This window comes from Roseibium sp. (genome assembly GCF_039982295.1).
GTDB lineage: Bacteria > Pseudomonadota > Alphaproteobacteria > Rhizobiales > Stappiaceae > Roseibium.
In genome coordinates, this window is record NZ_JBDWYP010000092.1 from 440,838 (window position 1) to 455,039 (window position 14,202).

Consider the following 14,202-nt stretch of genomic DNA (forward strand, 5'->3'; position numbering starts at 1 on the left):
TCGCATCCCTGGGTCGGGCAAATCACCCGGCGGATGTGCTTAACGTAGTCATGCTTGGTCCGGCGTCAATGTAACCGGACACACAACGTGCCGTGCACCGTTGGACCAGCAGGACGCCACAATGCCCCTTCCAGGGAAAATCACCTTTGCATGGTGTCGCATCAACCGTTAGGTCTTTTGGAACCTCATATCCTGGCCTGTGTTATACGCATTGGCCTCACCTCAATCAGCAAGAGTGGTTCCAATGACAAGCATTCTGATCACTGGTGCCAATCGCGGAATTGGCCTGGAACTCGCCAGAGCAGCCGTCGACAAGGGTTGGTTGGTTCATGCTTCAGTTCGAACACAGGCGCAGGCTGAAGAATTGTCCATGTCGCTGCCCGACGTGAAAACAATGGTCTTTGACGTGACTGACCGGGAGGCAATTGCAAAGGCGGCTGCCGGATTGACTGCTCCGATCGACGTTGTGATCAACAATGCAGGCGTCATCGGACCGGACAGACAGTCCCCTTTGAACATGGATTTCGAAGGCTTTGCCCAAACCCTTGCGATCAACACGCTTGCTCCGCTTGCGATCGCCCAGGCGTTCTTGCCTCATCTGCGCCAGTCGGAACACGCCAAGATCCTGACGGTCTCCAGTCAAATGGCCTGGATGGGCTATGCCAAGTCAGATCGGATTGCCTATCGCGCCTCAAAAGCTGCGGTGAACAAGGTCATGCAAGGTCTTGCGACCGACCTTGAAGCCGAGAAAATCGCCGTTTGCCTGATTGATCCGGGCTGGGTGAAGACTGATATGGGCGGTGCGGAAGCCGATAACGATGCGGGAGATGTTGCCAAAGGCATTTTGAAGATCGCGGAGGACCTCGAGATTTCAAAGACAGGCGCATTCTTCAAGTGGACGGGCGAAGAGCGGCCGTTCTAGTCTCGACGCCAGTTGCAAGATTCGTTTTCAAAGGCTCCCCCAATGTGCTGGCCCGATCCCTTTTGCACCCAAGGCAATTTCGTAAGCCTGGTTCCTCTGAGTCTGGAGCATGCGGAGGATCTTGCCGCCGCAGCCGCTGACGGGGATGTCCACAAGCTCTGGTATACGAGCGTGCCAGCACCCAAGGCCGTTCCGGCGGAGATCGAGCGAAGGCTGGGCCTTCGAAAAGAAGGCTCGATGCTGCCTTTCGCCATTTTGGGCAAGTCCAGCGGCAAGGCCGTCGGCATGACAACTTACATGAACATCGACGCGCTCAACCGACGCGTCGAAATCGGCTCAACCTGGTATCGCAAGGCCGTGCAGCGCTCACCCTTCAACACTGAGTGCAAGTTACTCCTGCTGCGACACGCATTTGAAGAACTGAACTGTATCGCCGTCGAGTTCCGGACCCACTTCATGAATCGGCAGAGCCGGACCGCAATAGAACGCCTTGGCGCAAAGCTCGACGGCATCTTGCGATCCCACCAGCAGATGGAAGATGGATCCCTGCGCGACACGGCGGTCTATTCGATCATCGCCAGCGAGTGGCTTGCCGTGAAAGCAAACCTTGCCTGGCAGCTGGAAAAACCACGCAGCTAGCACTTTCCGATGCTCCGCTGACTTTATTGTTGTTTTTTCCATTCGCAGATCTTGCGATTGGGTCAATTTTCAAGTTAATATCAAATCAATCCCGCCCAATATCCAAATTATACTATTGGATTCAGACTATTTTCATTCCCAAGCGACAGCGTTTCCTTTCGAGATAATTTTGACTTCACAGCAGTCAAAAGCTCATCGCAAGAAAGGGTAACAAGATGCAGGATCTTTTCTATCTTTGCTACAAGAGCGAGATGTCGGACACACAGGACCGAGCGGCTGCGGACACCCAGGTCGCCAATATCCTGGATGCGGCACGTCGGCATAATTCCGCAGCACGCGTGACCGGCTGTCTTCTCTTTACCCACGACTACTTTTTTCAGATCCTCGAAGGTTCGGAAAAGGACGTCAAAACCACCTTTGCCCGTATCAGCAAGGACACGCGGCACAAGAATATCGAGGTGCTGAGCCAGGGCGAGCTCGACATGCGCCGGTTCCCTGAATCGTGGATGGGCTTTTCGGAACACGCCGTTTCGGAAGAAGCGCTGTTCGGAGAGATCGGAGAGGCCATCGCCGACGCGGACGGCAACCTCACCTACTCGGAAGCGATGGTGGTGTTGAGCAACATTGCCCACCTGATGGATCCATCCAGCGACCAAAGGGCGACGGCCACCGGCTGAAGCCGCGTCAAATCGTGGTTGCGACGCTTCGCACGCCGGTTAAGCCCTTGCGCTCTATTCCACGGCTCTCATAATCTGGTGGAGTAATCCACCGGAGTCGTTTCTTGACCGACAGCTACCTTCTGCGCCCGGAGCCTGAAGCCGAAGGCCTTTCCACATCCGTGCAAGGGATCGATCAGGACGGGAAACCTGTGACTACGCGTGTGGTCAGTGAAAAGGCGCTCACGCTCTTTCTCAATTCCCAGGAAGTCGTCACGATGATGACCATCGGCGACCATCCGGACTTGCTCGCCGTTGGTTATCTGAAAAACCAGAATATGCTGCAGGCGGATGACGCCATTACCGGCATCGACTACGATGATGACCTTGAAGTGGTCGTGGTCCGGACGGAACGCGAGACCAACTACGAGGAAAAGCTGAAGAAGAAGGTGCGCACCTCCGGCTGCGCCCAAGGAACGGTCTTCGGCGATGTAATGGATAGTTTTGAGGGCATTGAGCTGCCGCAATCAGTCGAGCTCAGGACCTCCTGGCTATACGCCCTGACCAAGACCATCAACACCACGCCTTCACTCTACCTGGAGGCTGGCGCAATCCACGGCTGCGTGCTCTGCCAGGGAGACAAACCCCTCGTTTACATGGAAGACGTCGGTCGCCACAACGCTGTCGACAAGATCGCTGGCTGGATGACGCTCAACCAGGTGACGCCCGCTGACAAGATCTTCTACACCACGGGCCGGCTGACCTCTGAGATGGTGATCAAGACGGTCATGATGGGCATTCCGATCCTTGTTTCGCGTTCAGGCTTCACGGCCTGGGGCGTCGACCTGGCAAAAAAGGCTGGTTTGACGCTCATCGGGCGCGCACGTGGCAAGCGATTTGTCGCCCTAGCGGGGCAGGACCGCATAACTTTCGATATGGCGCCGGAAGCCGCTGATGAGGAACCCGCCGACGTGCGTCGCAAGGGCGCCTTCAGCCATGGCTGAGGCAGACAGCCGCCAGATACAGCGCCCGCAGGCTCATGGAACTTGAAGACACAATGACATTACAACCGTCTCATCCGATTTCTTCGAACAAGGTTCTGGCCTGCGTGCTTGCCGGGGGGCAGTCGCGCCGGATGGGCGGCGGCGACAAGACCTTGCTGGAGATTGGCGAAAAACCAATGCTGGCGCGGGTGCTGGACCGTCTGCGGCCTCAGTGCGAAAAGATCATTCTCAATGCCAATGGCGATGCAACGCGGTTTGCCGCATACGAGCTGCCGGTTGTTCCCGATACGATCGGCGACTACGCGGGCCCCCTCGCCGGCATTCTGGCGGGACTGACCCATGCGCGCACGCATATGCCTGAGGTGACCCACGTGGTGTCAGTGGCAGGCGACACGCCATTTTTTCCAACGGACCTGGCAAACCGGCTTTGTGCCGCCGTAACGTTTGACCGCCCTGTGATCGCGCTTGCGACATCCAAACACAAGCTGCACCCGGTCTTTGGCCTTTGGCCCGTCGAGCTAGCTGATGATCTGACAAGCTGGCTTGCCGCCGGCGAAAGCGGCAAGGTGCTGGCATGGGTTGATCGTCACGACAGCGTCGAAGTTGACTTCGCCGACGATCCGGTCACCGGTCTTGATCCGTTTTTCAATGCAAACCGACCCGAAGACATCGCTACCGCACATAGAGCGCTTGAAAGAAATTCTGCATGAGCAACAATCGTGTCTTCGGCGTCACCGGGTGGAAAAACTCCGGCAAGACGCAGCTTGTCGTGCGATTGGTGGAAGAATTCACGCGGCGCGGCTTCAAGGTTTCAACCGTCAAACACGCCCACCACAACTTCGACATCGACCGTCAAGGAGCGGACAGCTACCGGCACCGCGAGGCTGGGGCGAGCGAGGTCGCATTGGTATCGGGCCGCCGCTGGGCGCTGATGCATGAGTTGCGCAGCGAGGACGAGCCGCCACTCGATGCGATCCTTGACCGCCTGGCGCCATGCGATCTGGTGATCATCGAAGGTTACAAACGGGAGAATCATCCCAAGATCGAAGCAAGGCGCCGGGAGAGCAAGAATTCCGAACCGCTGTCAGAAGGTGATCCGGCGATTGTGGCCATCGCAAGCGATCACGCTATTTCTGATCAAAGACTTCCGGTCTTCGACCTTGATGACATTTCATCGATTGCCGACTTCATCGCTACGGTGAGCGAATTGAAAGAGACAAATGACTGACAAAGGCAAACTGCTGGACGACTGCTTCCTGCACGACCGTGACAGGCTTCGCCATCACGAAGCCCTCAAAATCTTGCGTGAACGACTGTCTGCCGTTGCTGGCACCACCCGAATTCCGCTCGAGGAGACATGCGGCCGAATTCTGGCGGAAGAGATTGTTGCGAACCGTGATGTGCCACAGGCAGACAATTCGGCGGTCGATGGCTATGCCTTTCGCTTCTCTGACCATGATCCAGCGGGCGGCTTCTTCCGCCTCGAACAACGGATTGCGGCGGGCCATCCGAGCGCAATCGAGATCGGCCCTTGGGGCGCGGCGCGCATTTTCACTGGCGCCATCATGCCACCCGGCTGTGATACGGTTGTCATGCAGGAAGACTGCGAGCTTCATGACCAGGACGGCCAGTCTTTCGTTATCGTCCCGGCCGGGCTCAAGCAGGGCGCCAATTGCAGAAAAGCAGGAGAAGATGTCGCCGCCGGAACAGTGTTGTTGCGCCCCGGACATCTTATCAGGCCCCAGGACGTAGCTGCCATTGCCTCCACGGGAAAGGCGCAGTTGCTGGTTTACGAGAAACTCAAGATCGGGCTCTTGTCGACGGGTGACGAGATCCGGAGACCAGGCACGGACCTGAAATCCGGTGAAGTCTATGACTCCAACCATTTCCTGTTGCGGTCGCTTACCCAGACATTGCCGGTGGAAATTGAAGATCTTGGCGTTCTGAAGGATGATGCCGCATTCATCGAAGAAACGCTTTCTGCAGCAAGTGAGCGCTGCGACGTCCTGCTGACAACCGGCGGTGCGAGTCGCGGCGAGGAAGACCACATTCTCAGGACGCTCGACCGGCTTGGAAAGCGGCACATGTGGCAACTCGCGATCAAGCCGGGACGTCCGATGATGTTCGGCCAGATCGGGCCCTGCGTCTTCCTGGGCCTTCCCGGCAATCCGGTCGCCGCGATGGTATGTTTTCTGTTGTATGCGCGGCCGGTTCTAAGCGTTCTTGGCGGTGGTCCTTTTTTGGAAGCCCGGCGCTTTCAGGTACCGGCTGATTTCTCAGTGCCACGGAAGAAAACAGACAGAAGAGAGTTCTACCGCGGCATTCTGGCCAGCGATGACACGGGCAAAACCATCGCACGCAAGTTCGAACGCGATGGTTCAGGACTGATCACAGGTCTGCGTGAAGCCGACGGGCTTATTGAAATACCGGAAGATGCGGCGTCGGTAGCGCGGGGCAGCCTCGTGGACTTCCTGCCCTTCTGACGTCAAACAACCTAGACTTCTTCGGCCGCTATGATCCAGGTCTCATCAAGGGCCGCCTTCTGCCATTCCTGCCAGGCTGGCAGCACCCTCATCCTCTGCATATAGGCTTGTGCGACCGGGTCGTTTGTCGCTTCATAGGTTGTAAGGCGGCTCACGACGGGCGCGTACATCGCGTCGGCCATGGTGAAGTCACCGAAGAGAAACGGGCCACCTGACGTTTCGAGACAGTCGTTCCAGAGACCAACAACGCGGTCAATGTCCTTTTGGACCGACACGCTGATCGCAAGTGACCCGGCCGGCCGGTGGAAGTTCATTGGAAATGCGGAACGCATCGCCGCGAAGCCGGAGTGCATTTCTGCTGAAGCGGCACGGACACGAGCCCTCGCAAATCTATCCGCAGGCAAGAGCCCCGCGTCGGGATAGATCTCGGCGATATACTCAATAATCGCCAGAGACTCCCAGACCGTCAGCTCGCCATCCTTGAGAACCGGCACCTTGACGGTCGGCGAAAAGGTCTTGAAGGCCGGATTGCCATTTTCGAACTCAAACGGGACAAGCGTTTCGCGAAACGGGATGTCGTTTTGTCTGAGAGCCAGCCAGGGCCGGAACGACCAGGATGAATAGTTCTTGTTTCCGATAAACAGCTCAAGATCGGGCATCAGGCTTCTCCTTCTGGGCGGGCGAGCCAACCGGCAAAATCTGTCCGATGGACCGCTTTTGCCTGTCTAAGTCGAGTACCGACGAGCGTCCAATTCAATAAAATCATGTTTTTTATGAGTGTTTTCGATCGGCATCATTGGCATCGCCTTGCTTGCATCTCAGGTTCAAGCTGAATGCGTGTTTTGAAAGGCAGGATTTGCAATGACTTCTACCGGGCCGATCTCGTCCGCCGTTGCCCTCCCCCAAACCAAGCAAGAATCTTCCGGAGCGAATACCGATCACAACCGCAGTCAGCCAGCAGATCCACGCACTCGAGCGGCATCCCGGAGCACGTATGCTTAACCGGACACCGGGTGATTGCCGGCAACGGAAGCGGGAGAGCGGTACGGAATTCTTGCAGGAGATATCCTCGAACGAGCAGCCGACGCCGATCAGTCGGCACGTCGTTTCGATGATGAGATGACTGGTTTCCTTATCTAACAGGGAGCCGTCAAGAGCCGCTGATCCGACCTGCGCCCTACAAAAATCTTTTTAGATGCAAGATCTTACTCGCGTGCCTTTCATAAATGCGAGTTGTCCACAAAAGTGACCGCGAGTTTCCGCAAGGGTTCGCAATCTGCACACGAAAACAGGGCCTTAACTCACGTTTTTTTGCAGTCACGCTTGAATTTTGGGCGGAAGTGTATGGAATAGGGGGATCGGGTAAAGAATGGCGTTTTGAAGCCACATCAGCCCTCAACAGGTAGCAGGGGATTTTTACATGCGTATCAAGCATTTGGCAGCGGCGACCGCTCTCGTCTTGGCCGCGGTCGGCGGCGCGGAAGCAAAAGACTGGTCCAAGGTCCGTATCGGAACAGAAGGTGCCTATCCTCCTTTCAACTCGCTAACCGCCGACGGTAAGCTGGTCGGCTTCGACATCGACATTGCCGATGCACTTTGCGAGGAAATGAAGGTCGAATGCGAATTCGTCGTTCAGGACTGGGATGGCATGATCCCGGCACTTCAGGCTGGCAAGTTCGATGCCGTGATCGCCTCCATGTCGATCACCGAAGAGCGCCTGCAAAAGGTCGACTTCACCAACAAATACTACAATACGGGCCCAGCGATCGCCGTCCCAAAAGACAGCAAGCTCACCGGCACCACCGATGAAGAACTGAAGGGCGTGCTTCTTGGTGCTCAGTCCTCGACAACGCATTCCAACTATGCGGAAGAGAAGTTCCCTTCCGCCGATCTCAAACTCTATCCGACACCGGATGAGTACAAGCTCGACGTTGCCAGCGGCCGCGTCGACGCCGTGATTGATGATGTTGTTGTGCTCTCTGACTGGCTCAAGAGCGATGATGGCGCCTGCTGCAAGCTTCTCGGTGCCCTGACGCCGGATCCGGAAATCAACGGCATTGGTGCCGGCATCGCAATCCGCAAGGAAGACGGTGACCTGAAGGCCAAATTCAACACGGCCATCGAAGGCGTCATCGCCAGCGGCAAATACAAGGAAATCAACGACAAGCACTTTGATTTCGACGTCTACGGCGGTTAACACCGGCCTCGGTATTGATCTTGGGCGCGGCGGCACTCGGCTGCTGCGTCCATGGTCCCGCTGAAACAACACCTGCAGAGGCATCGCCAGGCGCATGAACGAGGCTTTGACGCTCATATCCTTTGGCGACGCCGGTTGGGGTGATGAAATCGCCCGAGGCGTGTTCATTACGATCACGCTGGCGCTGGCCACGCTGCCCTTCGGCCTCTGCCTCGGTTTCTTTCTGGCACTTGCGAAGAAGTCCGACGACCCATCCATGCGGATGGCGGCAAACATCTACACCACGATCTTTCGCGGCCTGCCTGAACTCCTCACGCTCTTTCTGGTTTATTACGGCGTTCAGATCGGCATTCAGCAGCTGGTGAAGTTCGCCGGGTTTGACCTCTATATCGAGCTCAATTCGTTTGTGGCGGGCATGGTCGCTCTTGCGCTGGTCTTCTCCTCCTATGCATCCGAAGCCTTTCTCTCTGCCTTTCGCGGGATACCACAGGGCCAATATGAAGGCGGCTATGCGCTCGGTCTTTCGCGCGGCCGTACAATGCGGCTCATCGTGCTGCCACAGCTCATCCGCCTCGCCCTTCCAGCGCTTGGGAACCTCTGGCTGATCTTGCTGAAGGAAACCGCCCTCGTCTCCGTGATCGGCCTGGCAGACCTGGTGCGACAGGCGGGCATTGCGGCGAGAGTTACCAAGGAACCCTTTCTCTTCTTCGGCATTGCCTGCCTGATCTACCTAATGTTGGCGATGATCTCGTCTTTCGGGCTGGTTCGCATCGAGCGCTGGTCCAAACGTGGTGAGGCCGCCCGATGAGTTCGCTTGCACAGTCCATAGCCCCTCGCCCAGCGCCAGCACAGCCCGCACGCGCCTGGAGCGCGACGCGCATCGTCGGTCACGTCCTGATGGCCATGTGGATCATCGCAGGCGCATGTCTTGTCTATTACCTGGCCTCGAATATCTTCAGCCCCTTCGTGCTAAAGTACTGGGGCAAATACCTCGACGGCTTCATCATCACGCTTCAGATCGTCTTTGTCTCGCTTGGGCTTGGCGCCGCACTCTCCGTCCCGATCGCGCTCGCCCGGTCATCTAAAACGGCGCTCTTTCGCTGGCCTGCCTACGGTTATGTGTATTTCTTTCGCGGCACACCGCTGCTCGCCCAGACATTCCTGATCTACTACGGCGCAGGCTCATTCCGCGCAGAGCTGACAGACGTTGGCCTGTGGTGGTTCTTCCGCGACGCATGGTACTGCATCATTTTCGCCTTCACGCTCAACACGTCTGCTTATCAGGCCGAAATTTTGCGGGGGGCCGTCGAGAATGTGTCAAAGGGACAGTGGGAAGGTGGCCGCGCCCTTGGCCTGACAAAACCGGTGATTTTCTTCAAGATCATCCTGCCGCAGGCCCTTATGGTCGCGCTTCGGCCCTATGGAAATGAGATCATCCTGATGATCAAGGGCTCCGCAATCGCTTCCATCGTCACAATCTACGACCTGATGGGTGAAACCCGGCGCGCCTTTTCGCGCTCCTATGATTTCCAGGCCTATATCTGGGCCGCGGTCTTTTACCTGATCGCCGTAGAGACCCTGAGGCGCATCTGGGATCGCCTGGAAGCCCGACTGACCCGGCACCTGAAACGCTGACAAGGCTCTTCAGGTCCTCTATTTCTCTGCACCCTTCCCTGACCTTCAAGGATCCCGGCCATGGTGAAAACCGATCTTCATACGGACAGCCTGCTCGCGCATGGCGGCGGGGGATTCGACGCAGCAACCGGAGCTGTCGTTCCTCCGCTCCAGACGGCCACAACCTTCGTGCGGGACGAAAACTATGATCTGGTCAGCGGCGACCATCTCTACAGCCGCGACGACAATGACCTGTTTCGCAAGACGGAAGGCCTGATCGCCCACCTCGAAGGTGCCGCAGACAGTCGGCTATTTGCCTCGGGCATGGCGGCTATTGCCGCGATCATGCGCACGGTCAAGCCTGGAGGAACCATCCTGCTCCAGTCGGAGATCTACTGGGGCACCACCCTTTTCTTCCGCAAGAATTGCGAGCGAACAAACATCGCCCTGATCGAAGTGGATGCGACCGACCTTTCGGCTCTGAAGGACACCATCGAAACGGCGCAGCCTGACCTGATTTTTATCGAAGTTCCAAGCAATCCCTTCCTGGCCGTGGTGGACATTGCTGCCGTTTCCAAGCTCGCCCAACTGACCGGCTCCACTGTCTGTGTCGATGCAACCGCTGCAACGCCGCTGATCATGAAGCCCCTTTCCCTGGGCGCTGATCTGGTGGTGCACTCGGCCACCAAGGCGCTCAACGGTCATTCGGACGTTCTTGGCGGTGTGGTCTCGACCGCATTGCCGGACTGCGAGGCGTGGCAGTTCATTTGCGCAGAACGCCATGACGCCGGTGCGGTGATGGGATCTTTCGAGGCCTGGCTGCTTCTTCGCGGCCTGCGCACTCTGTCGCTTCGGGTTGAACGCATGAACGCCAACGCCCAGGCTTTGGCCGAACATTTTGCCGGCCATCCGAAGGTCTCTGAGGTGCTGTACCCGGGCCTTGAGACACACAAGGCACATAAGCTCGCCAGCAGCCAAATGAGTGGCGGCTACGGTTCACTCATGTCCTTTATCTTGAAGGGATCTCGCAAGGATGCCCTCAAGGTAACGGGCGCACTAAAGCTGTTTCAGAGGGCAACGTCTCTCGGCGGCGTCGAAAGTCTCGTGGAACATCGAGAAACCATCGAGGGACCAGGCTCAGGCATTCCTGACACACTGTTGCGGCTTTCGATCGGGATCGAACACATCGACGATCTGATCGGAGACCTGGAGCAGGCTCTCAATGCCGTTTAGCCGGTTGAGGCTCCGCAACAAGCTTCAGCCTCGCGCGCGCGCTGTTTGATCCATGATATGAAGGCCTTGAGTGGCGGGCGCGGAATCCCGGGTCTCCTAACAAGGTAGTAGCCAGACGCCTCAGACCTCAAATCCTCGAACAACACACGCAATGTACCGGCCTGGATGTCATTCTCGACGAACACCCTCGCTGTCGCGGAAATACCATCTCCGCGGCGCAGTCCATCCAGAACCATATAGCCCGGCAAATGGGTGATATTCAGCTTTGTGCGCGGAACCACGCCTTGTCCTTCGAGCCAGATCGACAACTCATTGGTACCCAACTCCTGCAACCAGGGAAAATCCTGAATATCCGAGGGATCTTTTATTTCCCTGTCTCCCAAGAGCTTGTTCGCGCCGACAACGACGTAGTTCGAGGCAAGCAGCTGTTCACTTTTCAACCCCGGCCAATCGCCACTCCCAAAGCGGATTGCGAGATCCACGCCACCGGGAGCAAATTCGACCACATCGCTCGTCGGGTTGAGCATAAGCTCGACATTCGGGTTTTCCTGCCGGAAGTCGGAAATCCGCGGCATCAGCCAACTCACAGCAAATGACGGGGTCATCGTTATATTGAGTGGCCGTTCCTCATCGTTGCGTCGCAAGTCCTCTACCGTTTCATAGATCCCTGCAAACGCATCCCGCAGTCCCGCCGCCAGATGTTCGCCATCCGATGTGAGGCCAAGCCCCCGCCCCTCGCGCACAACCAGCTGCGTTCCAAGGTGCCCCTCCAATCCCCGCACCTGTTGGCTGACGGCGGCATGGGTGACATTGAGTTCACGCCCAGCTGAGGAAAAGCTCTTTTTCTCTGCCACAGCAGAAAACGCTCTCAAGGCACTCAGTGAAGGCAGTCGACGCCAATCCATATGTAAATCCAACTTACATTTTAAAATTTTTGCTGACTCGCATCAAAACAGTGAAAACGCGATATTTCAAGCATCAACGCACTGGAGGAATGTAAGTCATGCTAAACATATACGCATCATCACTGCTAACCGCGAGCCGGTTCACCCCATTCACAAGGCCAACCGGCACCTTGACTGATGGGCTTGCAAAAAAGACGCAGACGCCGTCCATTAAGCTCATCAAGCGGTATCGCCCACGGTTCTGGATCTGATCAGCTTGCCTGAAGGATCCCGGCAGAAACCTGAGCGAAAGACCGATCTGACTGACAGGCCCGGCCACTAGCCGGGCCTTTCCTTGAAAGCGGAGGGAGCCAGGGAACATGGCAAAAGTTGCATTCATTGGACTTGGAGTGATGGGTTATCCGATGGCAGGGTACCTCAAGACCAAGGGCGGACACGACGTCACCGTCTACAATCGCACCACTGCCAAGGCGGAAAAGTGGGCTGCGGAGTATGGCGGTTCTTTTGCCAAGACGCCGAAAGAAGCCGCTGAAGGTTGTGATTTCGTTTTTGCCTGCGTCGGCAACGACGCGGATCTCAGGTCCGTGACCACTGGCGAAAACGGCGCTTTTCATGGCCTCAAGGAGGGGGCTATCTTCATCGACAACACCACCGCTTCTGCAGAAGTTGCGCGCGAGCTTTATGCGGCCGCGAAAGAGCGCGGATGCGGCTTCATCGACGCACCTGTGTCCGGTGGCCAGGCTGGTGCTGAAAACGGCGCCCTGACCGTTATGTGCGGCGGCGATGCGGACGCCTTTGAAAAGGCCCAACCAGTCATCGAGTGCTTTGCGAAGTTTGTCGGACTGATGGGCGAAAGCGGCGCAGGTCAACTGACCAAGATGTGCAACCAGATCTGCATCGCAGGCCTGGTGCAGGGTCTTTCGGAAGCTGTTCATTTTGCCAAGAAGGCCGGACTTGATGTTCCAAGCGTCATTTCGGCGATCAAGGGCGGCGCCGCCCAGTCCTGGCAGATGGAAAACCGCTGGGAAACCATGAACGCTGGGCAGTTCGAATTCGGCTTTGCCGTCGACTGGATGCGCAAGGACCTGGGGATCTGCCTCAATACTGCCAATGACACCGGCGCGCGGCTGCCGGTCACCGCACTGGTCGATCAGTTCTACGCGGAGGTTCAGGCCATGGGTGGAAATCGCTGGGACACATCCAGCCTGATCGCCCGCCTGGAAAACGCCGACAAGAAATAGTCCGACATCATCCAGTCCCAGGATTTTGCAGCCGGCTACTCGTCGGCTGCTTCCTTCACAATGCCTTCCAGCAGCATATTGACTTCGCCGATGGCTTTTTTCGAGGCCTCGGAACCGGTTTCAGCGAGCTGGCGAAATCCTACCATCACCGTTCCAGGATCGCTGACCGCCTCATAAGCGAAGACTGCGTATGGGCAATAGGCAATGTTCGCGATGTCAGCCTCCATCACCTTGCGCGACAGGTTGGCGGAGCAGAAAAGCATGGCTTCAGCGTTGGCGTAGAGATCCTTCGCGCCGCCGACATCATCCTTGGTGCGCGCCAGCATCTCACCGATGTGTGACTTGTGATCAATCACAAGCCCACGATTGACGATCGCAGATTCCAGATCGAACCGCACATCCTCAAAGTCTCCGGTCACCTGGTAGACGGTGACGCCCTCCGGCCCGGACCATTGTGCCATATCGGCCGACGACGCTCCGACCGGCATGGCAAGCGCCAAGCCGGATGCAACCAAGGCTGTCTTGAACAAACCATTCATCACTGTTCCTCCCGTGTGAAATGACGGCTTCACAATAGTGGAAACATTGCCATTCGGCTTGAGACATCTCAAATATCATATGCTTTTAGTCGCAGCTTGATCCGCCTTAATCCCCTCTGGGTTTTTCCTTGGGCACATAGGCCAGCGGCAACTCCGTTGTGTACTTGATCTGCTCCATCGCAAAGGTCGTCGACACATCCGTGATGTCGATCTTGGCAATCAGCTTCTTGTAGAAAGCATCATAGGCCTCAATGTCCGGCACGCAGACGCGCAGGAGATAATCCACCTGCCCAGCCATGCGGTAGAATTCGACGACCTCAGGAAACTCGCCAATAACATCAGCGAATTTCTTGAGCCAATCCTCAGAGTGCTGGCTTGTGGTGATCCCGACAAAGGCGGTCACCTTTGCATTCACCTTCGCAGGATCGAGCAAGGCGACACGCGCCGTAATCACGCCCTCCTCCTCCATCTTCTGAATCCGCCGCCAACAAGGCGTTGTCGACAGACCAACCCGGCGGCCGATCTCGGCGACTGGAACGGTGCAATCCTCCTGCAGGATGGAGAGGATACGGCGGTCGATACGATCAATCATTGCTCTGACACTCCAGATCCGTCAGGCCGTTTGGACAAAAACAGGCCGGATTCAGTTTCCCAGGCGGCGGACCCACCTTGGAATGAATTTCCAATTCGAGTCCCCTCAGTGGAATTTGAGATTTTTCTTCTAACACCAGGCAGCTTTACGCTTGATGAACCCCATCTAGAGTGCCAA

At 56.8% G+C, this 14,202-nt stretch carries 16 protein-coding genes; 12 read left to right on the top strand and 4 right to left on the bottom strand.

The genetic code is table 11. The annotated features are described in order from the left end of the window. The first annotated feature begins 244 nt into the window (after positions 1-244). The 7 genes from ABJZ52_RS22180 (at position 245) to glp (ending at position 5,704) form a co-directional block, all read left to right on the top strand. Positions 245-922, top strand: coding sequence for an SDR family NAD(P)-dependent oxidoreductase (locus tag ABJZ52_RS22180; RefSeq protein WP_348187067.1), 678 nt, complete (start codon positions 245-247; stop codon positions 920-922). Between the two features lie 42 nt (positions 923-964). Beyond that, a complete protein-coding gene (locus ABJZ52_RS22185; protein ID WP_348187069.1) occupies positions 965-1,561 on the top strand; it encodes a GNAT family protein in 597 nt (198 codons plus the stop codon). Positions 1,562-1,776: 215 nt separating this feature from the next. Then, positions 1,777-2,238, top strand: a complete 462-nt coding sequence (locus ABJZ52_RS22190; RefSeq protein ID WP_348187071.1) for a BLUF domain-containing protein — start codon at positions 1,777-1,779, stop codon at positions 2,236-2,238. A gap of 104 nt (positions 2,239-2,342) precedes the next feature. After that, positions 2,343-3,221, top strand: coding sequence for a formate dehydrogenase accessory sulfurtransferase FdhD (fdhD, locus tag ABJZ52_RS22195; RefSeq protein WP_348187072.1), 879 nt, complete (start codon positions 2,343-2,345; stop codon positions 3,219-3,221). Between the two features lie 53 nt (positions 3,222-3,274). Further along, positions 3,275-3,931 carry a molybdenum cofactor guanylyltransferase MobA gene (gene mobA, locus ABJZ52_RS22200; protein ID WP_348187073.1) on the top strand — a complete coding sequence of 219 codons (657 nt, stop codon included), beginning with the start codon at positions 3,275-3,277 and terminating at the stop codon, positions 3,929-3,931. Further along, the gene (gene mobB / locus ABJZ52_RS22205; RefSeq protein WP_348187074.1) at positions 3,928-4,449 is read left to right on the top strand and encodes a molybdopterin-guanine dinucleotide biosynthesis protein B; all 522 of its coding nucleotides are present in this window, start codon (positions 3,928-3,930) and stop codon (positions 4,447-4,449) included. Before mobA ends, mobB begins: the two co-directional genes overlap by 4 nt. Beyond that, positions 4,442-5,704 carry a gephyrin-like molybdotransferase Glp gene (gene glp / locus ABJZ52_RS22210; protein WP_348187076.1) on the top strand — a complete coding sequence of 421 codons (1,263 nt, stop codon included), beginning with the start codon at positions 4,442-4,444 and terminating at the stop codon, positions 5,702-5,704. The genes mobB and glp overlap by 8 nt, the downstream gene beginning before the upstream one ends. A gap of 11 nt (positions 5,705-5,715) precedes the next feature. Here glp and ABJZ52_RS22215 read toward each other — a convergent pair whose 3' ends face one another. Further along, entirely contained in the window at positions 5,716-6,363 is a 648-nt protein-coding gene (locus ABJZ52_RS22215) for a glutathione S-transferase family protein (protein WP_348187078.1), read from the bottom strand. 761 nt (positions 6,364-7,124) lie between these two features. Between ABJZ52_RS22215 and ABJZ52_RS22220 the strand changes: the two genes are divergently transcribed. The 4 genes from ABJZ52_RS22220 to ABJZ52_RS22235 all read left to right on the top strand — a co-directional run bounded on the left by ABJZ52_RS22220 (position 7,125) and on the right by ABJZ52_RS22235 (position 10,748). After that, on the top strand, positions 7,125-7,901 hold the full coding sequence (locus ABJZ52_RS22220) for a transporter substrate-binding domain-containing protein (RefSeq protein WP_348187080.1): 777 nt from the start codon (positions 7,125-7,127) through the stop codon (positions 7,899-7,901). Positions 7,902-7,995: 94 nt separating this feature from the next. Then, entirely contained in the window at positions 7,996-8,709 is a 714-nt protein-coding gene (locus ABJZ52_RS22225; protein ID WP_348187082.1) for an ABC transporter permease, read from the top strand. Then, positions 8,706-9,536, top strand: coding sequence for an ABC transporter permease (locus tag ABJZ52_RS22230; protein ID WP_348187084.1), 831 nt, complete (start codon positions 8,706-8,708; stop codon positions 9,534-9,536). The genes ABJZ52_RS22225 and ABJZ52_RS22230 overlap by 4 nt, the downstream gene beginning before the upstream one ends. Before the next feature lie 60 nt (positions 9,537-9,596). Beyond that, on the top strand, positions 9,597-10,748 hold the full coding sequence (locus ABJZ52_RS22235) for an aminotransferase class I/II-fold pyridoxal phosphate-dependent enzyme (RefSeq protein WP_348187085.1): 1,152 nt from the start codon (positions 9,597-9,599) through the stop codon (positions 10,746-10,748). Here the strand turns inward: ABJZ52_RS22235 and ABJZ52_RS22240 are convergent. Further along, positions 10,745-11,653, bottom strand: coding sequence for a LysR family transcriptional regulator (locus tag ABJZ52_RS22240; protein WP_348187087.1), 909 nt, complete (start codon positions 11,651-11,653; stop codon positions 10,745-10,747). The two genes, ABJZ52_RS22235 and ABJZ52_RS22240, sit on opposite strands and share 4 nt — an antisense overlap. 359 nt (positions 11,654-12,012) lie before the next feature. Between ABJZ52_RS22240 and ABJZ52_RS22245 the strand changes: the two genes are divergently transcribed. Continuing rightward, positions 12,013-12,894 (top strand): NAD(P)-dependent oxidoreductase, encoded by an 882-nt coding sequence (locus ABJZ52_RS22245; protein WP_348187089.1) that lies wholly within the window; start codon positions 12,013-12,015, stop codon positions 12,892-12,894. Positions 12,895-12,929: 35 nt separating this feature from the next. On the opposite strand, the gene ABJZ52_RS22250 is transcribed toward ABJZ52_RS22245, so the two are convergent. Further along, on the bottom strand, positions 12,930-13,433 hold the full coding sequence (locus ABJZ52_RS22250) for a DUF302 domain-containing protein (RefSeq protein WP_348187091.1): 504 nt from the start codon (positions 13,431-13,433) through the stop codon (positions 12,930-12,932). Between the two features lie 106 nt (positions 13,434-13,539). Beyond that, the gene (locus tag ABJZ52_RS22255) at positions 13,540-14,025 is read right to left on the bottom strand and encodes an Lrp/AsnC family transcriptional regulator (RefSeq protein WP_348187093.1); all 486 of its coding nucleotides are present in this window, start codon (positions 14,023-14,025) and stop codon (positions 13,540-13,542) included. Between the last annotated feature and the right edge of the window lie 177 nt (positions 14,026-14,202).

What these genes read in the sequence shown, in the direction of transcription:
- ABJZ52_RS22230 (WP_348187084.1), top strand. Translation starts at nt 8,706, where the DNA reads ATGAGTTCGCTTGCACAGTCCATAGCCCCTCGCCCAGCGCCAGCACAG.
- ABJZ52_RS22190 (WP_348187071.1), top strand. Translation starts at nt 1,777, where the DNA reads ATGCAGGATCTTTTCTATCTTTGCTACAAGAGCGAGATGTCGGACACA.
- ABJZ52_RS22180 (WP_348187067.1), top strand. Translation starts at nt 245, where the DNA reads ATGACAAGCATTCTGATCACTGGTGCCAATCGCGGAATTGGCCTGGAA.
- ABJZ52_RS22255 (WP_348187093.1), bottom strand. Translation starts at nt 14,025, where the DNA reads ATGATTGATCGTATCGACCGCCGTATCCTCTCCATCCTGCAGGAGGAT.
- ABJZ52_RS22185 (WP_348187069.1), top strand. Translation starts at nt 965, where the DNA reads ATGTGCTGGCCCGATCCCTTTTGCACCCAAGGCAATTTCGTAAGCCTG.
- ABJZ52_RS22240 (WP_348187087.1), bottom strand. Translation starts at nt 11,653, where the DNA reads ATGGATTGGCGTCGACTGCCTTCACTGAGTGCCTTGAGAGCGTTTTCT.
- ABJZ52_RS22220 (WP_348187080.1), top strand. Translation starts at nt 7,125, where the DNA reads ATGCGTATCAAGCATTTGGCAGCGGCGACCGCTCTCGTCTTGGCCGCG.
- ABJZ52_RS22215 (WP_348187078.1), bottom strand. Translation starts at nt 6,363, where the DNA reads ATGCCCGATCTTGAGCTGTTTATCGGAAACAAGAACTATTCATCCTGG.
- ABJZ52_RS22245 (WP_348187089.1), top strand. Translation starts at nt 12,013, where the DNA reads ATGGCAAAAGTTGCATTCATTGGACTTGGAGTGATGGGTTATCCGATG.
- ABJZ52_RS22225 (WP_348187082.1), top strand. Translation starts at nt 7,996, where the DNA reads ATGAACGAGGCTTTGACGCTCATATCCTTTGGCGACGCCGGTTGGGGT.
- mobA (WP_348187073.1), top strand. Translation starts at nt 3,275, where the DNA reads ATGACATTACAACCGTCTCATCCGATTTCTTCGAACAAGGTTCTGGCC.
- mobB (WP_348187074.1), top strand. Translation starts at nt 3,928, where the DNA reads ATGAGCAACAATCGTGTCTTCGGCGTCACCGGGTGGAAAAACTCCGGC.
- ABJZ52_RS22235 (WP_348187085.1), top strand. Translation starts at nt 9,597, where the DNA reads ATGGTGAAAACCGATCTTCATACGGACAGCCTGCTCGCGCATGGCGGC.
- glp (WP_348187076.1), top strand. Translation starts at nt 4,442, where the DNA reads ATGACTGACAAAGGCAAACTGCTGGACGACTGCTTCCTGCACGACCGT.
- ABJZ52_RS22250 (WP_348187091.1), bottom strand. Translation starts at nt 13,433, where the DNA reads ATGAATGGTTTGTTCAAGACAGCCTTGGTTGCATCCGGCTTGGCGCTT.